Annotated in this window: 15 protein-coding genes and 1 pseudogene; 6 read left to right on the forward strand and 10 right to left on the reverse strand. The window is 62.5% G+C overall.

All coding sequences use genetic code 11. The features are described from left to right. Positions 1–825: 825 nt before the first annotated feature. Positions 826–2,916, reverse strand: a complete 2,091-nt coding sequence (locus PAQ31011_RS20260; RefSeq protein ID WP_150577529.1) for an OPT family oligopeptide transporter — start codon at positions 2,914–2,916, stop codon at positions 826–828. 318 nt (positions 2,917–3,234) lie between these two features. Here PAQ31011_RS20260 and PAQ31011_RS20265 point away from each other — a divergent pair, with 318 nt between their 5' ends. Beyond that, positions 3,235–4,749 carry an MFS transporter gene (locus tag PAQ31011_RS20265; RefSeq protein ID WP_150577530.1) on the forward strand — a complete coding sequence of 505 codons (1,515 nt, stop codon included), beginning with the start codon at positions 3,235–3,237 and terminating at the stop codon, positions 4,747–4,749. A gap of 91 nt (positions 4,750–4,840) precedes the next feature. Here the strand turns inward: PAQ31011_RS20265 and PAQ31011_RS26780 are convergent, their stop codons facing one another. Then, positions 4,841–6,142, reverse strand: coding sequence for a serine hydrolase (locus tag PAQ31011_RS26780; RefSeq protein ID WP_246179697.1), 1,302 nt, complete (start codon positions 6,140–6,142; stop codon positions 4,841–4,843). A 326-nt stretch (positions 6,143–6,468) separates the two neighbouring features. Here PAQ31011_RS26780 and PAQ31011_RS20275 point away from each other — a divergent pair, with 326 nt between their 5' ends. The 3 genes and pseudogenes from PAQ31011_RS20275 to PAQ31011_RS20285 all read left to right on the forward strand — a co-directional run bounded on the left by PAQ31011_RS20275 (position 6,469) and on the right by PAQ31011_RS20285 (position 8,864). Beyond that, entirely contained in the window at positions 6,469–7,299 is an 831-nt protein-coding gene (locus tag PAQ31011_RS20275; protein WP_150577531.1) for a MetQ/NlpA family ABC transporter substrate-binding protein, read from the forward strand. A gap of 38 nt (positions 7,300–7,337) precedes the next feature. Further along, positions 7,338–8,151 (forward strand): annotated as a pseudogene (locus tag PAQ31011_RS20280) (methionine ABC transporter ATP-binding protein); the annotation flags it as partial. A 68-nt stretch (positions 8,152–8,219) separates the two neighbouring features. Next, positions 8,220–8,864, forward strand: coding sequence for a methionine ABC transporter permease (locus PAQ31011_RS20285; protein ID WP_150577533.1), 645 nt, complete (start codon positions 8,220–8,222; stop codon positions 8,862–8,864). Between the two features lie 98 nt (positions 8,865–8,962). On the opposite strand, the gene ggt is transcribed toward PAQ31011_RS20285, so the two are convergent. Continuing rightward, positions 8,963–10,585 carry a gamma-glutamyltransferase gene (gene ggt / locus PAQ31011_RS20290; RefSeq protein ID WP_246179714.1) on the reverse strand — a complete coding sequence of 541 codons (1,623 nt, stop codon included), beginning with the start codon at positions 10,583–10,585 and terminating at the stop codon, positions 8,963–8,965. Positions 10,586–11,347: 762 nt separating this feature from the next. Further along, a complete protein-coding gene (locus PAQ31011_RS20295; RefSeq protein WP_150577535.1) occupies positions 11,348–12,016 on the reverse strand; it encodes a M24 family metallopeptidase in 669 nt (222 codons plus the stop codon). 227 nt (positions 12,017–12,243) lie between these two features. Between PAQ31011_RS20295 and pdxR the strand changes: the two genes are divergently transcribed. Next, positions 12,244–13,725 (forward strand): MocR-like pyridoxine biosynthesis transcription factor PdxR, encoded by a 1,482-nt coding sequence (gene pdxR, locus PAQ31011_RS20300; RefSeq protein ID WP_150577536.1) that lies wholly within the window; start codon positions 12,244–12,246, stop codon positions 13,723–13,725. On the opposite strand, the gene PAQ31011_RS20305 is transcribed toward pdxR, so the two are convergent. The 5 genes from PAQ31011_RS20305 to cyoA form a co-directional block, all read right to left on the reverse strand. Then, positions 13,691–14,545: an SURF1 family protein gene (locus PAQ31011_RS20305; protein WP_281350017.1), complete on the reverse strand. Its 855-nt coding sequence runs from the start codon at positions 14,543–14,545 to the stop codon at positions 13,691–13,693. The genes pdxR and PAQ31011_RS20305 overlap by 35 nt on opposite strands. 12 nt (positions 14,546–14,557) lie before the next feature. Further along, positions 14,558–14,968: a cytochrome o ubiquinol oxidase subunit IV gene (gene cyoD, locus PAQ31011_RS20310; protein ID WP_150577537.1), complete on the reverse strand. Its 411-nt coding sequence runs from the start codon at positions 14,966–14,968 to the stop codon at positions 14,558–14,560. Beyond that, positions 14,965–15,639, reverse strand: coding sequence for a cytochrome o ubiquinol oxidase subunit III (cyoC, locus tag PAQ31011_RS20315; RefSeq protein ID WP_174990214.1), 675 nt, complete (start codon positions 15,637–15,639; stop codon positions 14,965–14,967). Before cyoC ends, cyoD begins: the two co-directional genes overlap by 4 nt. Beyond that, positions 15,632–17,623: a cytochrome o ubiquinol oxidase subunit I gene (gene cyoB / locus PAQ31011_RS20320; RefSeq protein ID WP_150577538.1), complete on the reverse strand. Its 1,992-nt coding sequence runs from the start codon at positions 17,621–17,623 to the stop codon at positions 15,632–15,634. The genes cyoC and cyoB overlap by 8 nt, the downstream gene beginning before the upstream one ends. Positions 17,624–17,723: 100 nt before the next feature. Next, positions 17,724–18,758, reverse strand: coding sequence for a ubiquinol oxidase subunit II (cyoA, locus tag PAQ31011_RS20325; protein ID WP_150577539.1), 1,035 nt, complete (start codon positions 18,756–18,758; stop codon positions 17,724–17,726). 160 nt (positions 18,759–18,918) lie between these two features. On the opposite strand from cyoA, the gene PAQ31011_RS20330 reads away from it, so the two are divergent. Next, positions 18,919–20,253: an MFS transporter gene (locus PAQ31011_RS20330; RefSeq protein ID WP_150577540.1), complete on the forward strand. Its 1,335-nt coding sequence runs from the start codon at positions 18,919–18,921 to the stop codon at positions 20,251–20,253. 98 nt (positions 20,254–20,351) lie between these two features. Here PAQ31011_RS20330 and PAQ31011_RS20335 read toward each other — a convergent pair whose 3' ends face one another. Beyond that, on the reverse strand, positions 20,352–21,221 hold the full coding sequence (locus PAQ31011_RS20335; protein WP_150577541.1) for a LysR substrate-binding domain-containing protein: 870 nt from the start codon (positions 21,219–21,221) through the stop codon (positions 20,352–20,354). Positions 21,222–21,297: the final 76 nt, after the last annotated feature.

Genomic DNA, 21,297 nt, shown 5'->3' on the forward strand with positions numbered 1-21,297 from the left:
ATGAGATCGGCTAACCACTGCTCTTGGATGTCGCGTACGAGAACAGGGCCGGCTGCCCATTCTCGATAAGATCCGCTCACCCGCCTCGGTGGCCTCAATGGACGGTGCGGGTTCGCTAACCCCTTTTGTATGCCGTCTCGCAACGGATGGAGGGCGGACATAGGCACCCTCTCTCAATCCATCTTCCCCTTATAGCTTCGGCGGGGCTGTGCCTCGACGTGTGCTACCCCGCGTCGGCAAGCTCTCTTTTTCCTCACCTCATTCATTGGCGTTTGCATAGCGGGTTTGCTGTACGAAGCGTCGATGCGTTAGCTCTGGCATCGCGATCCTCTCGTATTCCCGTCTTTGATATCCGCAGTGCTTTGTCTTTTGCGTGACGTTTCTGTTCAGTGCTTTGGAAAACGGGAACCCGGAGTTCTCTGAGGCACGTCACCTTCCAGTCCCGCTAGCCCCTCACGTTTTACTCACCCCGTGCCGACGCCGGTTCATGATCTTCACGAGCGGACGTACACAGAGGTTGTATGTCTGGCTGACTCGCGTCTCAGGCGCGCTTCTGCGCGCCTCTTTATGTTGGGGTGTTGGCAGCTTTCGCGTTGCGTGTCGCATCCATGGTCTAAGGTTGACCATCAGGAAGGATCTAACGGGGGAGCGGGGAAGAAGCGGAGAGGCGGAGGAGACACTGTGAGTCGATGCGCGCTAGGTCGCGCTCATCGACTCACAGGTGACGCTACGATCGATACAACGTTGTGTTCAATGGCGTGTGGCGTGGGCGTCGCGTATTACGTTGACTTCGCTACCACGCCACTAAACCGTCCAGGCAAACCTTTAAGCCGATCGCGTCGTTGAAAGCACCCGGCGGACGATGACGATGCAGATGCCGGCGAAGACCAGCAGGGCAAGCCATTCCGACGTCGGAGCAAAGCTGCTGCCGACGATGGCCAGCGGTGCGTCGGAGCCGGTGAAGCCGACAACCATCGCCATCGCGACACCCACCAGGCTCTCACCCACGATCAGGCCCGATGCAAGCAACACGCCGCGTCGCTCAGCCGCTTCCGCATACGGTCCGAAGTCCTTTCCTTGCGCTTTGGCTCGCGCCTTCAGCACGCGCTGCGCAATCCAACCGAGCACCGCACCAATCACCAGCACCGAGCCGATCGTCGGCGGCAGATAGATGCCGATACCCACCGCGATGACCGGCACACGCGCAACACCGCCACGCTTTGCCAACATCGCATCGATGGCAATCAACGTCAGCCCCAGCACCGCGCCGATGCCAAGCATCGACCAGTCGAGCTGGTGCGTGAAGATGCCCTTGGCAATTGCCGTCATCAGAATCGCCTGCGGTGCCGACAGTGCCTGCGACGGATCCATCCCCGCGCGCGGCAACGCATCGGTGAACCCGTAAGCGTTGTACAACAGGTTCAGCACTGGCGGAATCACCGCCGCACCGACGACACATCCCACCAACAGCGCCACCTGCTGACGCCACGGCGTCGCGCCCACCAACCAACCCGTCTTCAGATCTTGCAGGTTGTCATTGGAGATCGTCGCAATGGCGATGACGGCGGCCGTCGTGAAGAGCGCCAACGCAATCGCAAGCTTGCTGCCGCCAGCGGTATCGAGTAACCCGCTCGCCTGACTGACGCTCAGAATCAGCAGCGACACCAACACCACCGCAACAATCCCGATACCCGAAATCGGACTGGCCGACGATCCCACCAGCCCTGCCATGTAGCCACACGCGGCAGCCACCAGGAAGCCGAAGACCACCGCGAACACCACGCTGCAAATCACCAGCGTCGCAATACCGCCGAACGACAGCGGTGCATCCGCAAGGAACACGCCGAACGTCACGACCCACACCGCCACGCACAACAACGTGAGACCGATCACCCAATACGGCGACAGATCCTGCTCCGTACGCCCCAGCGTCTGTCCGTTACCTGACTTACCCGACTTACCCCGCGCGCCACGCGCCTTACCCAACGCTGTGAAGGATGTCTTCACGCCGTCGACCATCGGCTTTGCCAACGTAATCAGCGTCCAAATGGCGGCCACGCCGATCACACCGGCGCCAATGAACCGCACCTTGTGTTGCCACAGTCCATTAGCGAACGCGGTCATCGCCAGTCCATCGGGATTCGGTGTGATGGTCGTGAGCACCGGCACGGCAATGCCCCACGTGAGCACGAAGCCAAGCAGAATGGCCAGCCCCGACACGATGCCGATGAGATAACCCGCACCAATCAAAGCGAGCGAGAAGCCAGTCGTCAGACGGAAGACGGCAGTGCCCGCCGGAATCCACGCGGTAATGCTCTCGCCGAGAATCTTCAGGCCAGCCGTCGCAAACGCGAACAACGCGGAGACGATCCCGCCAAAGGCAATCTCCCGCACACCGCTCGCTTCGTTACCCGTCGATGCTTTCCCGTTGGCAGACGCCGTGCCTTCATCACCTTCACTGCCGACGCGCAGAATTTCCGCCGCCGCCACGCCTTCGGGATACGGCAACTCGCTGTCGACGACCATCGCGCGACGCAGCGGAATCGTGAACAGCACGCCAAGAATTCCGCCCGACGCACAGATCGCCAGCGTCAGGCCAAACGGAAAGCCTTGCCAGTGTCCGATCATCAGCAAGCCAGGCAACACGAAGATGATCGACGAGAGCGTGCCGGCCGCAGACGCCTGCGTCTGCACCATGTTGTTCTCGAGGATATTGCCTCCCCGCAGCGCGCGGAGCACGGCCATCGAAATGACGGCCGCAGGAATGGAGGACGAAAACGTGAGACCGACCTTGAGGCCGAGATAAACGTTGGAGGCGGTGAACACCACAGTGATCAGTGCGCCCAGGATCATGCCGCGTACCGTCAGCTCGGGGAGCGAGACGGCGTCTGGAATTCGGGTCGGATGAGATGCCATGTACGAATAGGGGGGATTTTTCGCCCAATGGGAATGTGGCGCAGATTGTATGCGTCTGTTTGGTGCGCCGCCAGTCTTGACGGGCGCACTAGAACGACCGTTCGAATCTGACCCCATCACCCCCTAAATCGCGGACATCCCCATCCAGCGGTCGCTAAACGGAAAAACCTTTCAAATCCATCCACTTATCAGATGGAATCCAACTTTTCTTAATCGATTTATTGATGGATGATGCGGGTTTTCCCTAGAACTAAAGTGAGTCCGTAGCACCGTTCGACAAACGGGAGTTGCGCACCAAAAAGGAAAGGAGTTTTTCCGATGTCCAGTCTGCATACCTCAACACATCCGGTACCTCATGCGAGCGGCGCACGCCGTTGGCTTGTACTGGCCATCGTGTCGGTGGCGCTGCTGCTCATCGTGATCGACATGACGGTGCTCTATACGGCACTGCCGCGTCTGACCCACGATCTGGCAGCGACGGCCTCCGCCAAGCTGTGGATCGTCAACGCTTACGCACTCGTGGTCTCGGGCCTGCTGCTCGGCATGGGCACGCTCGGCGACCGTCTGGGCCACAAGCAATTGTTCCTCGCCGGTCTGGTCGTCTTCGGCGTGGCGTCGCTCGCTGCCGCCTTTGCGCCGAGTGCCAACATCCTGATCGTCGCCCGAGGTTTCCTCGGCGTCGGCGCGGCCATGATGATGCCCGCCACGCTGTCGCTGATCCGCCTGACGTTTGCCGATCCGCGTGAGCAGGCGCTCGCTATCGGTATCTGGGCGTCGGTGGCTTCGGGTGGTGCAGCATTCGGCCCGATTGTCGGTGGCGCGCTGCTCGAACACTTCTGGTGGGGCTCGGTCTTCCTGATCAACGTCCCGATCGTGCTGATCGCGTTGCCTGTGGCCTGGTGGCTGATTCCGAAGGGTGGGGCGACGTCGTCCCAACCGTGGGACTGGTTCGGCTCGCTGCTCTTCATGGTCGGTCTGATCGGCGTGACGTACGCGATCAAGAGCGCCGGCAAGCTGTCCCCCGACTGGGCGACGGTCGGTGTTGCGGTGGTTGTGGGTGTTGCGTTCCTGTGGGCGTTCGTCAAGCGCCAGCAGCGCAGTGCGCACCCGTTGCTCGACTTCACGTTGTTCCGTAATCCGGTGTTCGCCGGCGCGGTGGCGGCGGCACTGATGGCCGCAGCGGCGCTGATCGGCATGCAACTGGTGTTCAGCCAGCGTCTGCAACTGACGATGGGCTACTCCCCGCTGGAAGCCGGATGGGCGGGCATGCCGCTATCGATTGCCGCCTTTGTCGCGGGACCGATTGCCGGACGCATGCTCCCCCGCATGGGCAGTGCACGGATGTTGTTCATCTCGTTGCTGATGTCGGCCGTGGGCATGGCGGGCTACCTGATCCTGCGCGACTCGGGCCTCGTGTTGTCCGCACTGGCATTGGCGTCACTCGGTGTTGGCGTCGGTGCGACGATGACGGCGGCGTCGAGCACCATCATGCAGAGCGCACCGCCCGAGCGCGCCGGGATGGCGGCGTCGGTCGAAGAAGTCTCGTACGAACTCGGCGGCGCGTTGGGCGTGACCTTCATGGGCAGCCTGCTGACGTTCGTCTACGGCCGTTCGATGGATGTGCCGCAAGTCGCGACGCTCCCGGACACCGTGCGCGACAGCCTTGACGAAGCGCAGATCGTCGCCGAGCACTTACCGCCGGTGGCCGCCGATGCGCTCACGCTGCTCTCCAACACGGCGTTCAATCATGGCTTCGACGCCGTGATCGGCGCGGGCGCGTTCCTGCTCTTCGCTACGGCGATCTGGGGACGTTGGCACGCACGTAAGCACTAACGTACCTCGTGACTCATCGTCACTGAAGCGCGCGCTCACCGACTCGTGAGCGCGCGTTTTTCTTTGTCTCGCGACGCCAGCCCAACGCAACTCAACGCAACGAGCACGACAACCAATGCGCGATGCGAACGCCATCGAGGCGTGACCCTTCAGGGGTATCGCTGCCGAGCATGGTCACGATCACGGGACGCGTCTTGTGCACCATCACCCGCATCACCATGTTGTGCCCCGACTCGTTGATGAAGCCCGTCTTCTGCACGCTGGCGTGCACCTTACCGTAACGCACCAGCCGGTTCGTATTGACGTATTGCAGCTGTCCTTTGCCAGTGGGGACCAACTGCTGATGATCGATCGAGTAGCGGCGAATCAGCGGATAGCCGTTCGACGCCCGCACCAACCGCGCCAGTTCACGCGCCGTCGACACGTTACGCGGCGAGAGTCCCGTGGAGTTCTCGAAGCGCGTGTTGGGCATATTGAGCAATCGCGCTTTGGCGTTCATTGCCGAGATAAACGCAGGCCGCCCGCCCGGATAGTCACGGCTCAGCGCGGCAGCCGCGCGATTCTCGGAGGCCATCAGCGAGATGTGCAGCATGTTGGCGCGCGAGAGCGTCGAGCCCACGGCCAGACGCGAATGCGTGAACTTCAGCGTATCGAGATCCGCATTCGTGACGGTGAGCGGCGCGCGCATGGCCGGGCCGCTGTCGAGCCAGACGACGGCCGTCATCAGCTTCGAGAGCGACGCGATGGGGCGCACCTGATCGGCATTCAGGGTGAAGAGCGGCGTGTGCGTCTTCTCGTCGACGATGTACACCGCCTTCGAGAACAGTCGCTTTCGCGATGCCGGCGTGAAGCCGCAACGGGCGAGCAGTCGGGGTTGAGCGTCAGTGCTCACTTGGGCTGAAGGCGCCGCCGTGCCCCCAGACTTCGCCGCGGCCGCCGCTGTAGCCCCCGCTGCTGCTCCTGCTGCTGCTCCTGCTGCTACGGCAGCCTTCGGCACGGCCTTGCGTCGCGCCACCGTCGGTGAGCGCTTTGCAGTGGACTTCGTCACCTTGGCGCGACGTGGCGGTGCCGCCTTCTTCGAGGTGCGGCTCGTGCGTCCCTTGGTCGCGTGAGTCGCCGTACGTTTGCGCGACGCGCTCGCTGCGGTCGCCTTGCGCTGCGGTGCTGTCTTTGCCTTCTTCGCCACCGGTTTCTTCTTCTTGACGGCGTCATGTCGACGCTTGCCTGTACTCGTCTGATGCGCGTTGGCAGCGAGGGCGTCGCTGACCGGCAGTCCTGCGATGAGCAGAATGACACCGAACAGCACGAGGCGCGCAATGGCAATCGCACGTGGCGGCATACGGTAAAGACGAGGTAGGGACGGGCTGAGCAGCGGGTACCACAGGGCAGACATCTTCGCGCGGTTCCGTAGAGAGGAGTGACGGGGAGGCGATGTGCGTCGAACAAAAATGCTCCGCGCGCGACGGCAACCGTCACACGAGAGATAGACGCAATGCACGGGGAAACCTGTTGGACGTCGGTCAGAAGAGGAGTTCCTGAGTTTCTCGCCGGCGTATTACAAAAAGTTACAAGTGCAGAACCTTCGGCATACGAATGCTCTGCGCGCCCCCGCGACTTAGCTTTGCGCAATTGGTTATTGGACGCTGGCGTCTCCGGCTTCCTAGACTGAGCGTTCGCCTGAATCGGCATCACCCATACCTAAATCAAGGGGAATACGTCATGCAACGCCGCCAATTGTTTCGTCTGCTCGGCCGTCTCTCGCTCGCACTGGCCATCGGCTCGCTCGGTACGTTGGGCTCGGCGAGCGCGTTTGCGGCCGACAAGCCGCTCAAGGTCGGCGTGCGCGGCGGTGTCGATGAAGAGATTTGGGAAGTGGTCACGAAGGTCGCGAAATCGCGTGGCCTGAACGTCGAATCCGTGGTGGTGAGCGGCACCGCCAGCCCGAACGAAGCGCTGAACAACGGCGATCTCGACGCCAACTCGTTCCAGCACATTCCGTTCCTGCGCGACCAGATCAAGCAGCGCGGCTACAAGCTCGTGTCGGTCGGCGACACGCTGATCTCGCCCATCGCGTTCTATTCGAAGAAGTACAAATCGCTCGAATCGCTGCCCGAAGGCGCGAAGATCGGCTTGCCGAACGACCCGAGCAACCAGACACGTGCGCTCGTGATCCTGCGCGATCATGGTCTGATCAAGCTGCGCGACGGCTTCGATCCGTACACCGGCACGGCCACGTTGTCGGACGTCACTGCCAATCCGCGCAAGCTTCAGTTCATCGAAAGTGCATCCGTCGTGCTGGCGCGCTCGCTGCCGGACGTCGATGCGTCGGCCATCGTCAACAGCTTCGCGTATCAGGCCGGACTGATCGCCACGCGCGACGGTATCGCGGTCGAGAAGCGCGAGAACAATCCTTACGTGAACATCATTGCCGTGCGTGAGAAAGACAAGAACGCCGCGTGGGTAGCGCCCCTCGTGAAGGCCTATCAGTCTGACGAAGTGCGCAAGTTCATCGAGACGAAGTATCAGGGCTCGGTCGTTCCGGCGTTCTGATCGCTCACTCATCATTCTCATCAGCGAGGACTCCGTCGATGACAACCCGGCACACTTCCACGGCACCCACGACCACTGTTACTCGCCTGCCCACGGCGGCAGCGCGCGAAGTCGCACACATCACCTTCGACGGACTCGGCAAGATTTACCCCGGCGCGTCGAGCGCAGCGTTGCAGGACATCGCCTTCGCCGTGCATCGCGGTGAGAGCTTCGGCATCATCGGACGCAGTGGCGCGGGCAAGTCCACGCTGCTGCGCACGATCAACGCGCTGGAGTTGCCGAGCACGGGGCAGGTGAAGGTGGATGGCGTCGATGTGGCGTCGCTCGACGAAGCGGCGCTGGTCGGCTTACGCCGACGCGTTGGCATGATCTTCCAGCACTTCAACCTGCTGTCGGCGAAGACGGTCTTCGAAAACGTGGCGTTGCCGCTGCGCGTGGCCGGTGTGCCGAAAGCGCAAATCGCGCCGCGCGTGAACGAGTTGCTGGCGCTGGTGGGATTGTCGGGCAAAGCCGACGCGTATCCCGCCATGCTCTCCGGCGGACAAAAGCAGCGCGTAGGCATTGCCCGTGCACTCGTGCATCGCCCGGAGATCCTGCTGTGCGACGAAGCGACCTCCGCGCTCGATCCCGAAACGACCGAAGCGATTCTCTCGCTGTTGCGCGACGTACAGCGCGAGTTCGGTCTGACAGTGGTCCTCATCACGCACGACATGGGCGTGATACATCAGGCGTGTGACCGCGTGCTGGTGCTTGATCAGGGGCGCATTGTCGAACTCGGGCCGGTCGACGAAGTCTTCGCGAATCCGCTGGCCGAGGCGACGCGCGCCTTGCTGCGTCCACTGCAACACGCATGGCAGGGGCGCCTTCCCCAAAGTGCACAACGTCACCACGCTCACGCGGTATAGACATCCGTCATCACTATGCTCGACAAATACCTACGCGCCCTCGGCGAAACCTTGTTGATGGTCACGAGCGCGTGCGCCATCGTCTTCGCGGTCGGCATGCTTATCGCCATTGTGCTGGTGATCACCGCACCGGGCGGGCTGGTCCCGCGTCCGCGCTTCAACCGCGCATTGTCGGTCGTCGTGAATCTGTTCCGCGCGGTGCCGTTCATCATCCTGCTGGTGGCGTTGTTGCCAGTCACGCGCTGGATCGTCGGCACGACGATGGGCACATGGGCCGCCGTGGTGCCGCTCGCTGTCCATCTGATTCCGTTTTTCGCGCGGGTGACGCAGGTCGGCTTGCGCGAGATCGACCCGGGACTGATCGAAGCGGCGCGCGCGATGGGCTGCCGTCGCTGGCATATCGTGCGTCACGTGCTGTTGCCTGAAGCGTTGCCCGCGATTCTCGGCGGTGCGACGGTGACGGTGATTGCGATGGTCGGGGCGTCGGCGATGGCGGGGGCGGTTGGGGCGGGCGGTCTCGGCGATCTCGCCGTGCGGTATGGCTATGAGCGTTACGAGACGAGCGTGATGTTCAACGTAATCGTGATTCTCGTGGCGCTCGTGACGCTGGTGCAGTTCGCGGGGGAGCGTCTCGCGCGGCGCGTCGATCATCGTCGCTGAGCGCTGACGTCCGCTGCATCCAACAAAAAAGAGGCCGCAGATGCGGCCTCTTTTCCTTGGCTAAGCGGATCCGGTGCGAGACCGGATCACGTCAACCATCAATACCCGAGTGCGAGACCCGTATTGCGACGCGGATCGTTCGAACCGTAGAAGCGGTTCTTGCCGACCGGCTTGCCGCCGAGCGACGGTGCGCCGACGAGAATTGCGGCAATGTGGTTCGCCGGTTGCGGGCCTGCGAACTTCTGACCCCAGCTTTCCAGGATCTTCTGCGTGTCCGGGCTCAGTGCGAACGCTTCGATGTTGGTCGCTTCCGGCATCCATTGCTGGTGGAAACGCGGCGCATCGACGGCTTCCTGCAACGTCATGCCGTAGTCGATCACGTTGAGCATCGTCAGCAGCGTGGCCGTGATGATGCGGCTACCGCCCGGCGTGCCGACGACCATCACCGGCTTGCCATCCTTCGTGACGATGGTCGGGCTCATCGACGACAGCGGACGACGGCCCGGGCCGATGGCGTTCGCTTCACCCTGAATCAGACCGTACATGTTCGGCACGCCCACCTTCGAGGTGAAGTCGTCCATTTCGTCGTTGAGCAGCACGCCCGTGCCGTTGGCCATGACCTTCGCGCCGAACCAGTCGTTGAGCGTGTAGGTGACGGACACGGCGTTGCCGTCCTTGTCGATGATGGAGTAGTGCGTCGTGTTGCTGCCTTCATGCGGCGGCACACCCGGCTTGATCTCCTGCGAGATGCCAGCCTTCTGCGGGTTGATCGCGGCACGAATCTTCGCGGCGTAGCTCTTGTCGAGCAACTGTGCGATCGGGTTCTTCACGAAGTCCGGGTCGCCCAGATAGCTGTTGCGGTCGACGTACGCGTGACGCATGGCTTCGATGGTGTAGTGCACGCCCTGAGCCGAGTGATAGCCCAGCTCCTTCATCGGGTAGCCTTCGAGAATGTTCATGATCTCGCAGATCACCACGCCGCCCGAGCTCGGCGGCGGGGCCGACACCACGTGATAGCCGCGATAGTCGCACTCGACCGGGGCCAGTTCGCGCGTCTTGTACTGATCGAGGTCGGCCTGCGTGATGATGCCGCCGCCGGCCTTCATCGACGCCACGAGTTTGTCGGCGACTTCGCCCTTGTAGAAGCCGTCGGTGCCCTTCGCGCTGATCAGCTTGAGCGTGCGGGCGAGGTCCTTCTGCACGAGGCGTTCGCCCGGCTGGAACGGTTGGCCCTTGTTCAGGAAGATGGCGCCCGAGTTGGCATGATCCTTCTCGAAGTCCTTGGTGGACGTCCAGAGCATGTCGACGTCGCCCTGATCGAGCACGAAGCCCTTGTCGGCGAGCGTGATGGCCGGTGCGAGCAGTTGCTGACGCGTCTTCGTGCCGTACTTCTCACGGGCGTATTCCATGCCGGACACGCTGCCCGGCACGCCGACAGCCAGATAGCCGGTCGTCGAAGCGCCCTTGATGACGTTGCCATCCTTGTCGAGATACATGTTGGCCGTCGCGGCGAGCGGGGCCTTTTCACGGAAGTCGAGGAAGGTCTTGCGGCCGTCGGCGAGCTGGATCGTCATGAAGCCGCCACCGCCGATGTTGCCCGCTGCCGGGTACACCACGGCGAGCGCGTAACCGACCGCGACCGCGGCGTCGACGGCATTGCCGCCGGCCTTGAGCACGTCGACGCCGACTTTCGACGCGAGGTGCTGGGCTGTAACGACCATGCCGTTCTGGGCGCCGACCGGTGCCTGCGATGCCGCGTGAACGTTGAACAGTGCGCAGCTCAGAGCGGTGGCTAAGAGCGCTTGGGTGAAGGTTGGGTTTTTCATCGTCTTTCTGTGGTTCTTATCGTGAGCGAGATAGAGGGCGCTCCAACGGCAGGAGCTTCAACTGCGCTAGCGACGGACACACGACGGGCAGCTCGCCCTCGCCCGTGTGCCTCAGTGGGCGACACGGTGGCGGGGGGATGTCTCCGCTGCCTGTACATCGTTACGACGTGCGTGAACAATCCCGTCGACCATCGAACGTTAACGCATAACGGGTAATTGGGGAAAGATGCGCCAAAAGTCCGGGCGACGGGCCACGACGCGACTTCAGGTGGCTCTGGACAATTCGCGAAATCGTGCGCGCGCCTTCACGGGCCTTGTGCGACGCGAACTTCGGTCGATATGGGGTCAGATGTCGATGGGGGTTTGTCCGTCGAAACGGAGGGGATCACGAAGCGAAACGGCGCGAAAAGTTCGGAATCCACTCGTTGTTGTTGCGCGATCACCACGCTGTCATGTGACCCGAGTATTGGCGAATCGGAGTCGGGACAACAGCGCGAATTGCACAGATAACAGGCAAAAACAGGGGGATATCGCTGTGTTGAGCAGGATTGAACTGCGTGTTGAGTTTGATGCGGGGAGGACGATTCGGGCCGAGTTTGCCGTTGCCATCGCAGTTGATGCGAGCGCCATCGGCGGCGCTCGCCTCTTTGCTGCCGGTCAGATCAGCAGGTCTTCGTAGAAGGCACCGAACGCACGCGTCGGATGCGCGATCTGGATCTCGAGAATCCACAGACCGCCGTTAGGTGTGCCTTCAAGATCGCCGAGCTTGCCGCCCTTGTAGATCGCATGCGGGAAGTCGCTCACGCGATGACCCTTGATGTCGAGGTTGAGCACCCAGCCCATCGCCTCGGCCTGCGCCTTCGCGAATTCGTAGAGTGCCTGACCGCTCACGCCTTCGGCGCGCCAATGTTGGTGGACGACGTCGAACAGACGCTTGGCGTCGTCCGCGCAGCGCTGCATCTCCGGATCGGTGCCGGTCGTGCGCGTGAAACCGCAATCGCCTTCGTGCGCGCCGAACACCACGCCGATGTCGATGAAATAGATGTCGTCGTCGCCAAGCACCGGGTCGTTATCGCTACGCTCGCTGAACGTACGCAACGTGTTTTCGCCGAAGCGAATCAGCACCGGGTGCCAGATGCGGTCCATGCCCAGCGTGCCGAGCAGCGTCTTGCTGGCGGCGATGGCTTCCGACTCGCGCATGCCGGGCTTGATCATGGCGGCGATTTTCTCGGTGGCCTCCCACGTAAGCGCCTGCGCACGTTGCATCGCTTCGATGCTGTACTTGGTTCCGACCGCTTCTCGCCGCACTAACTCCGTCAACTCCATCGAATTTCTCCACTGGTTTTTCTGATTTGGGGGGAACGCCAGTCGCGTTGCAACCTGCGGAACAGACGTCATGGTGTTTAGGATAAGGCCTAACTTGTATAATTCGAAGCGCCATTTGTCGCAGGATGGGTTGGGCCACTTTGCATCGGATCGACGATTCGACAGCAGTGAACGGCCAGCGCCTGCTGCGATAACACCGGTTTCCAATCCCTTTGTGCAGCCGCCTCATGCGCCGACGCCACCTCAGCCAGCCGCTTGAACTGCCGCTCTCCGCTCGTCACGAGAAGGAGACGCGTCAGGCATGGGTCTACCGTTGCGTGCGCGAGCGCATCGTCGCAGGCGAGTTACGACGTGGGGACCGTCTGCCCTCTACACGCACGCTGGCGGAGCGCTGGGGTGTGTCGCGTGGCATCGTCGAACTGGCTTTCGAGCAACTGACGCTCGAAGGCTACGTGGCGAGTCGCGTTGGCGCGGGCACGGAAGTGGTCGCGGACTTCTCCGGTGCGGTGGCGACACCGGCGGCACCCGGGCAACCCGCTGCGTCGACGCAACCGCTGCCGGAGAGCGCCGCATCGTTGGCCTCGAAAACCGGCCGTTCGCCCGATGCTGCGCTGTTCTCGCTGCCGGTCTGGCGCAAGCACATGAATCGTGCGCTGCGGGCGGTCACGCCCGAGTTGCTGGCCGACACCGACCCGCGCGGCTATTTGCCGCTACGCGAGAGCATCGCCCGTTACGTGCGCATGACGCGCGGCATCGCGTGCGAAGCCGACGAAATCGTCGTGACGACGGGCATTCGCCATGCGATCGATCTCGTCACGGAAGTGCTCGCTGACGACACCACCGCGTTTTATCTCGAAGACCCCGGCTACAAGAATCTGTCGACGCTGGTGCGCGCACCGTCGGCGCGTTGCGTGAGCGTGCCGGTCGACGACGAGGGCTTTGTCGTGGAAGCCGCCGACCGTGCGGGGGCAGGACGTCCCGGCATTGCCTACGTGACGCCTGCACATCAGGCGCCGCTCGGCACCACCATGTCGATCAACCGTCGGATGCAGTTGCTCGAGTGGGCGAGCGCACGCGACGTCTGGATCGTCGAAGACGATTACGACAGCGAGTTCAGCTACGGCAGCGCGCCGTTGCCTGCACTCAAAGCCATCGACACGCAGGCGCGCGTGATCCATTGCAGCAGCTTCAACAAGTCCTTGTTTCCGTCGCTGCGCATCGGTTATCTGCTGGCGCCGCCGGCGTTGCTTGCGCGCATTGCGGGGCAGCGCTCGGCGTCGGGACGCTCCAACAGCCTCATCGAGCAGATGGCGCTCGCGAGCTATATCGATGGCGGGGATTTCGCGCGGCATTTGCGCGCGTCTCGCAGCGTGTATCTCCGACGTCGCAATCTGTTGCTTGAGACCTTGCGCTCGCGGATGACCGCACCGTGCCGGATCACCGGCGATCACGCGGGCTTTCACTGCGTGTTGTGGCTGCCGCCGCACGTAGACGAGGCGGCGCTCGTCGCGGCGTTACGCGCGCAAGGCGTATTCGTGGAAGGACTAGGGGAGTTCACCCGGGTGCAGACAGTAGGCCCGGGCCTGGTGCTCGGCTACGCCGCGCTGGACGACGCGCGGCTGCCGGAGATTGCAGCATGTATTGCTGGGTGTATCGCAACGTGTATTGCAACGGCTATTCGCCACGTTTGCGAAGTTCGAGCCGGATGACGAACCAGCCCGCCACGGCCGACATGATCGCGAGCGCGTACCACGTCAGCAGATAGCTCATGTGGTTGTTCGGGAACTGCACCACGGTCAGGCCGCCCACGGGATAGTCGCGATCTTGCGACTGCACCTTGCTGGTCATGGCTTCGGCGTCGTTGGTGATCGCGTTCGTACCGGCGTTCGCGCCCGGTTTGCCGTCGGCGTCCACGAAATACGGGGCGACGTCGGACGCATTGAGGCCACGGGCAGCGGCAATCGCCACCACGTCACGCGAATACCAGAGGTTCTCGGCGGGTGCGTTCTTGCGCAGGAATCCGCCGACCGGCTCGGGCATGCGCAGCAGACCCGTCACCGTGACTTCGCCTGCCGGGGCGGGCGGTACCGACTCTTTCCAGCCCGGCGGCACGAAGCCGCGATTGACCAGCACTTCCCCACCTTCCGCCGTGCGCAGCGGCGTGAGCACCCAGTAGCCGCCGCCCAGATCGGTGACGGCTTGCACGAGCGTGTCCTTGTCGAACTGGTACGTGCCGGTCAGCGAGACGTGACGATACTCGTCCTTCTCGGCGTTGACGTCAGCCCACTGTGCGCGCGCCGGCGCAGCGGAAGGCGGCGCATGCACACGCGAATTCACGCGTTCGATCAGATCGAGCTTCCACGCGCGGCGTTGCAACTGCCACGTGCCGAGCGAGACGAAGAGGGAAATCAGCACCAGCGTGATGACGCCGAGAATCACCACGCGAAGGGGAGAGGTGCGGGAGTGTGCGCCAGAAGCGCGCGGGGGACGCTGTGCGTCCCCCGAATCGTGAAGTCGATCGCTGCTCAAGGGAAGTGCCGTTCAAGGGAGGTTTTTCGTATCCTGCATCATACCCGGCATCATGTTTTGGTTCAGGTGATACATCACCCACAGCGAGCCCGAGAGCGTGATGACGACCAGCACGATCGTGAAGATCAGCGACAGCATGTTCCAGCCGCCCTCCGACTTCGCGTTCATGTGCAGGAAGTAGATCATGTGCACCACGATCTGAATGGCCGCAAGGAACAGGATCATGATCGCGGTCGTGCTCGATTTCTCGAACACGCCACCCATCACGAACCAGAACGGAATCGCGGTGAGCACCACCGACAGAATGAAGCCGGTCGCGTAGCCGCGCAGCGTGCTGTGCGGTCCCTCATCCCCATGATCATCGGCATGGTCGTGAGGGTCGTGCCCGTGGGCGTCGTGCATTGTCGAGTCGTGGGTGCTCACGGCAGCACTCCCATCAGATAGACGAACGTAAAGACGCCGATCCACACGACGTCCAGAAAGTGCCAGAACATCGACAGGCACATCAGTCGCCGACGGTTCGGCGCGGTCAGCCCGTGCTTGCCGATCTGCACCAGCAGCGTGATCAGCCAGATGATGCCGAACGTGACGTGCAGCCCGTGCGTGCCCACCAGCGTGAAGAACGACGACAGGAACGCGCTGCGCCACGGTCCGGCACCTTCATGAATCAGCGTGCCGAACTCATACAGTTCGAGCGAGAGGAAGGCCGCGCCGAGAATCCCCGTGACGATCAGCCAGCCGGTCACGGCGCTCTGGCGGCGCTTTTGCATCTCCAGCATCGCGAAGCCGTAGGTGATCGACGAGAGCAGAAGGAACGTGGTGTTCACTGCGACGAGCGGCAGTTCGAACAACTCCGCACCGGTCGGCCCGCCCGCGTAGTTGCGACCGAGCACGCCATACGCCGCAAACAGACAGGCGAAGACGAGGCAGTCGCTCATCAGATAAATCCAGAAGCCGAGCAACGTGCCACCCGGCGGGTGGTAGTCCGTCGACATCATGAACTTCAGGTCGCCCTCGCGCGGCGGAGAGGGCGAGTGGGCGCCGCCGCCGAGCGGCACGCCACCGGCAGGGAACGGTGCGGTCGTATCAGACATGCTGGGCGAGCAGTCGCGTGCGCGCTGCCTCCGTGTGTTCGACCTGATCGGCCGGGATGTAGTAGTCGCGGTGATAGTTGAACGTGTGTCCGATGGCCGTCGCGATCAGTGCCACGAACGCCACGATCACCACCAGCCACATATGCCAGATCAGCCCGAAGCCGCACACCGTCGCGAGCCCTGCGAGGATGATGCCCGCGCCGGTGTTCTTCGGCATGTGAATCGGGATGAAGCCGTCCATCGGGCGCTTGAAGCCGTGCTGCTTCATCTGCCACCAGGCGTCGTTGTCGTGAATGAGTGGCGTGAAGGCGAAGTTGTAGACCGGCGGCGGCGACGACGTCGACCATTCCAGCGTGCGTCCACCCCACGGGTCGCCCGTCTCGTCGCGCAGCTGATCGCGGCGCAGGTAGCTCACCACCAGTTGGATGATGAAGCAGCCGATGCCGATGGCGATGAGCAGTGCGCCCACGGCGGCGACCTGGAACCAGATCTGCAACGACATATCGTCGAAGTGGCTCACGCGCCGCGTCACGCCCATCAGACCGAGCAGATAGAGCGGCATGAATGCCACGTAGAAGCCGATGAACCAGAACCAGAACGAGCACTTGCCCCAGAACGGATCGAGCTTGTAGCCGAAGGCTTTCGGGAACCAGTAGCTGATGGCGGCGAACACACCGAACACGACCCCGCCGATGATCACGTTGTGGAAGTGGGCGATCAGGAACAGGCCGTTATGCAGCGAGAAGTCCGCAGGCGGTACCGCGAGCAGCACACCGGTCATGCCGCCGATCACGAACGTCACCATGAAGCCGACGGTCCAGAGCATGGGCACTTCGAAATGGATGCGTCCGCGATACATCGTGAAGAGCCAGTTGAAGATCTTGGCCCCCGTGGGTATCGAGATGATCATCGTCGTGATCCCGAAGAACGAGTTCACGCTTGCCCCCGAGCCCATCGTGAAGAAGTGGTGCAGCCACACGAGGTACGACAGCACCGTGATCACGACCGTTGCATAGACCATCGACGCGTAACCGAACAGTCGCTTGCCGGAGAACGTGGAGACGACTTCCGAGAACACTCCGAACACAGGCAGCACGAGAATGTAGACCTCGGGGTGGCCCCAGATCCAGATCAGGTTCACGTACATCATGGCGTTGCCGCCGAGATCGTTCGTGAAGAAGTTGGTGCCGGCGTAGCGATCGAGGGCGAGCAGGGCGAGCACGGCGGTGAGCACCGGGAAGGCGGCCACGATCAGCACGTTGGTGCACAGCGACGTCCAGGTGAACACCGGCATGCGCATCATCGTCATGCCCGGTGCACGCATCTTCACGATGGTCACGAGCAGGTTGATCCCGGAGAGCAGGGTACCGACGCCTGCGATCTGCAAGGCCCATATGTAGTAATCGACGCCCACGTCGGGGCTTTGCAACACACCCGAGAGCGGTGGATACGCGAGCCAGCCGGTGCGCGCGAATTCGCCGACGAACAGCGACATCATCACGAGTACCGCGCCGCTGGTCGTCATCCAGAAGCTGAAGTTATTGAGGAACGGGAAGGCCACGTCGCGCGCGCCGATCTGCAGCGGCACCACGAAGTTCATGAGACCGGTCACGAGCGGCATCGCCACGAAGAAGATCATGATCACGCCGTGCGCGGTGAAGATCTGATCGTAGTGGTGCGGCGGCAGATAGCCCATGTTGTCGCCGAACGAGACCGCCTGTTGCAGGCGCATCATCGCGGCGTCGGCGAAGCCGCGCAGCAACATGATGATGCCGAGGATCACGTACATGATGCCGATCTTCTTGTGATCGATGCTCGTGAACCACTCTCGCCACAGGTAGCCCCACAGCTTGAAGTAGGTGATGGCGCCCAGTACCACGATGCCGCCGATCGCCACGCCCGCAAAGGTCGCGAGGAGGATCGGTTCGTGGTACGGGATCGCCTCTAGCGTGAGGCGACCGAAGATCAGCTTGACGATGTCCATAAGCTCGAACCTGGGATCATTCGCGCGCGAGGCGCATCATTGTCGACGGTTAAGCGCAGTGCGCGTCACGGGTAGGTCGTCGCGAGTCGGCTTCACGAAGTCACTGCGCGAGCGCAGTCCCCGGGGCACGTTGCGCGTCGGCGGCGAACTGCACGGTGTTCTGTGCGGTACACATCGCGTCGGCGAGCAACGCATCGGTCTTGCGCGAACCGGCCCGGCTGGCATGCGCGTGATTCGGCTGATCCATCATGTCCTTCAGGCAAGTCTGCCCCTGCTGGACACAACGATTCAGAATCGCGTCGTAGAGATCGGGCGCAACGTCGGCGTAGTACTTCACCGGCACCCACTCGCTTGGCTTTGCGAGCGCCTCGTACTTGTCGCGCGACAGATTTTCGCCCTTCGTCTTGACCTGTTTGACCCACGCGTCGAACTCGTCCGCCGTCATGCCGTGGAACTTGAAGCGCATGCCGGAGAAGCCCGCACCGCTGTAGTTCGCGGAGAAACCGTCGTACACGCCGGGCTTGTTGATGACCGCGTGCAGCTTTGTCTCCATGCCCGGCATCGCGTAGATCTGACCGGCCAGCGCAGGCACGAAGAACGAATTCATCATCGTGGTCGACGTGATTTCGAAGCGGATCGGACGGTCGACCGGCGCAGCCAGTTCGTTCACGGTCGCAATGCCCTGGTCGGGGTAGAAGAACAGCCACTTCCAGTCCATCGCCACGACCTGCACCGTGAGCGGACGCGTGTCGGGCGGAATCTCCCGTTTCGCGTCGATGCGCTCAAGCGGCCGGTAAGGATCGAGCTTGTGCGTGCTGACCCACGTGAGCGCCCCTAGCGCGATGATGATCAAGAGCGGCGCGGCCCAGATCAACAGTTCGAGCAGCGTGGAGTGATCCCACTCGGGGGTGTAGACGGCGTTCTTGTTCGATGCCCGGTATCGCCAGGCGAACATCAATGTCAGCACGATCACCGGCACGATGATCAGCAACATCAGAACGGTGGAAACGATGATGATGTCCCGCTGCCTTACCGCGAGATCCCCCGAAGGCGACATCAATACGGTATTGCAGCCGGACAGCAGCGCGAAGGCGGGGAGTAAAAGTACCCCGCGGAGGAACTTGGGGGAAGTCATGCTGCGATCGATGGAACCGTAGCCTTAGACCGTACCCATCATGGACCGCCCTTTCTGATGCATCAATTTAGGGTAAACCCTATAGCGGCAATTCGAGATACCTGCGATGCTTTTCTGGCACGAGTGTCATCGTCATCCCGATCCGCGAGGGGGTCCGATAATGTCAAGCAGTGCTCATCAATCGCCGACGCAACCGGGGGCACCCGGCGCGCCGACAGCGCACGATCACGGGAGCAAATCCCGCATCGCGCCTGAGGAGATCGCGGTCGGCGTCGTTGTCGGACGCGCCTCCGAGTACTTCGACTTCTTTGTGTTCGGCATCGCTGCCGTCCTCGTCTTCCCACACGTTTTCTTCCCGTTTGCGGACGGCCTTCACGGGCTGCTGTACTCGTTCACGATCTTCTCCTTCGCTTTCATCTCGCGCCCGTTCGGCACTGCGCTGTTCATGAACGTGCAGCGTCGCTGGGGACGCAGCGTCAAGCTCACGGCGGCGCTGTTCGTGCTCGGTACGGCAACGGCCGGCATGGCCTTCCTGCCTGGCCACGCGGTGATCGGCGACAAGGCGATCTGGCTGCTCGCGTTCTTCCGTCTGGTGCAGGGCATCGGCTTTGGCGGTTCGTGGGACGGTTTGCCGTCGCTACTGGCGATGAACGCCCCGCCGCAGCGGCGCGGCTGGTATTCGATGATGGGGCAGCTGGGCGCGCCGATCGGCTTCATCATCGCGGCGTCGCTGTTCCTGTTCCTGCACTGGAGTCTCGACCCGGACGACTTCCTCACCTGGGGCTGGCGCTATCCGTTCTACGTGGCCTTCGCCGTGAACGTGGTGGCGCTGTTCGCGCGGCTGCGTCTGGTCGTCACGAACGAATACACGGCCATGCTCGAAGAGGGGCAACTGGAGCCGATCAGCACGCGGGAGATGGTGCGCTCGCAGGGCTATAACATCTTCCTTGGCGCATTTGCGGCGCTCGCAAGTTATGCGCTTTTCCACCTCGTGACGGTGTTCCCGTTGTCGTGGATTTCGCTGCAAAACACGCAGGATCTGAACAGCGTGCTGATCGTGCAGCTCTGCGGTGCGGTCATCGCGATCATCTGCACGGTGATTTCCGGACGCATCGCCGACCGCATCGGCCGACGCACGACATTGGGCCTTTTCGCGCTCTTTATCGGCGTCTTCGCCCTGTTCGCCCCCTTCCTGATGGGCGGCAGTTCGGTGGGGCAGGACATCTTCATTCTGGTCGGCTTCGGTCTGCTCGGCCTGTCGTACGGTCAGGCGGCCGGTACGGTGACGTCCAACTTCGAGCAACGCTTTCGCTACACCGGTGCGGCGCTCACGACGGACTTCGCATGGCTGCTCGGCGCGGCGTTCGCACCGCTCGTCGCATTGGGGTTGTCGGCCGAGTTCGGGCTGATCGCGGTGAGCGGCTATCTGCTCTCGGGCACGGTCTGCACGCTGCTCGCGCTGCGCATCAACAAGGCGCTCGAAACGAAAGACTGAGCGCCGCTCAACAATTTCACCTTACGTTGTTTCCCACCAACGGCGCGACAAAGTTCGCGCCGTTGTCATTTGTGCGACTTGTTCATGCGCCTCAAATTTCAAACGTCGTACAGCATGCCTGCAATCGCCGCAGTGATGTTGTGCGTGCGTGAGTCGTGCTCGCGATGAATCATGCCGACGGTGCGAAGCAGGGGCGGCTCGGCAATCGGGACGATCCGCAGTAGCGGGTCTGCGTGCCAGTCGCCCCGATGCAGCAACGGCAACACCGACACGCCGACGTTCTTGCGTACGAGCGCGACGATCGTCTCGATGGAGTTCAGCTCCAGATATTCCGTCACGCTGAGTTTCGCTGCGCGCAACGCCTGCTCGACCACAAGGCCGGTTCGCACGCGACGGTCGAAACGCAGGAACGCGTGCGCGTCGAGAATCTGCTGCGGATCGGACTCCGCGATGTCGCGATTGACGACCATCACCATTGGCTCGGTGTAGAGCGGCGTCCACACGAGTCCGTCGGCGCGGGCATCGTCCGCGCGCGCGACCACGGCGGCGATGTCCACTTCCCCCTGTTCGACGAGATCGGTCAGCTCGTCCGAGCGGGCGGATGTCAGCCGCACATCGAGCTGCGGATGCGCCGTCTTCAGTTCGGCGACCACGAGCGAGAGCGCGCCGATGACCGACACCACAGCGCCTATGGTCACAGGGCCCTGCATCGCATCGACGGGCGAGGTGGTCAGCTCGGCCGTGAGCGCCAGAATCTGCTCGACGCGGGGGAACAGTTCGCGCCCCTGACGCGTGAGCGTGATCTGCCGCCCGCGCCGGTCGAACAGCCGTTGACCGACCGCGTCTTCCAGCCCGCGCATCTGCAAACTGACGGCCGCCTGCGTCAATGCGGCGCGCTCGGCCGCCGCCGCAAACGAGCCGGTTTGAGCCACCAGACGAAACGTCTTCAACATGCGCAACGTGAGCATTTGGGAAGTAAAAATTACTTAAGCATGAAAAAGAAATATTAATATTTCCTTTGCGTGCGGGGAAGACATAATCGTG

Origin of the sequence: Pandoraea aquatica (genome assembly GCF_902459565.1) — a bacterium.
GTDB lineage: Bacteria > Pseudomonadota > Gammaproteobacteria > Burkholderiales > Burkholderiaceae > Pandoraea > Pandoraea aquatica.

What these genes read in the sequence shown, in the direction of transcription:
- PAQ31011_RS20335 (WP_150577541.1), bottom strand. Translation starts at nt 21,221, where the DNA reads ATGCTCACGTTGCGCATGTTGAAGACGTTTCGTCTGGTGGCTCAAACC.
- pdxR (WP_150577536.1), top strand. Translation starts at nt 12,244, where the DNA reads ATGCGCCGACGCCACCTCAGCCAGCCGCTTGAACTGCCGCTCTCCGCT.
- cyoC (WP_174990214.1), bottom strand. Translation starts at nt 15,639, where the DNA reads ATGTCTGATACGACCGCACCGTTCCCTGCCGGTGGCGTGCCGCTCGGC.
- ggt (WP_246179714.1), bottom strand. Translation starts at nt 10,585, where the DNA reads ATGGTCGTTACAGCCCAGCACCTCGCGTCGAAAGTCGGCGTCGACGTG.
- cyoB (WP_150577538.1), bottom strand. Translation starts at nt 17,623, where the DNA reads ATGGACATCGTCAAGCTGATCTTCGGTCGCCTCACGCTAGAGGCGATC.
- PAQ31011_RS20330 (WP_150577540.1), top strand. Translation starts at nt 18,919, where the DNA reads ATGTCAAGCAGTGCTCATCAATCGCCGACGCAACCGGGGGCACCCGGC.
- PAQ31011_RS20265 (WP_150577530.1), top strand. Translation starts at nt 3,235, where the DNA reads ATGTCCAGTCTGCATACCTCAACACATCCGGTACCTCATGCGAGCGGC.
- PAQ31011_RS20295 (WP_150577535.1), bottom strand. Translation starts at nt 12,016, where the DNA reads ATGGAGTTGACGGAGTTAGTGCGGCGAGAAGCGGTCGGAACCAAGTAC.
- PAQ31011_RS20275 (WP_150577531.1), top strand. Translation starts at nt 6,469, where the DNA reads ATGCAACGCCGCCAATTGTTTCGTCTGCTCGGCCGTCTCTCGCTCGCA.
- cyoA (WP_150577539.1), bottom strand. Translation starts at nt 18,758, where the DNA reads ATGACTTCCCCCAAGTTCCTCCGCGGGGTACTTTTACTCCCCGCCTTC.
- PAQ31011_RS20285 (WP_150577533.1), top strand. Translation starts at nt 8,220, where the DNA reads ATGCTCGACAAATACCTACGCGCCCTCGGCGAAACCTTGTTGATGGTC.
- PAQ31011_RS26780 (WP_246179697.1), bottom strand. Translation starts at nt 6,142, where the DNA reads ATGTCTGCCCTGTGGTACCCGCTGCTCAGCCCGTCCCTACCTCGTCTT.
- PAQ31011_RS20260 (WP_150577529.1), bottom strand. Translation starts at nt 2,916, where the DNA reads ATGGCATCTCATCCGACCCGAATTCCAGACGCCGTCTCGCTCCCCGAG.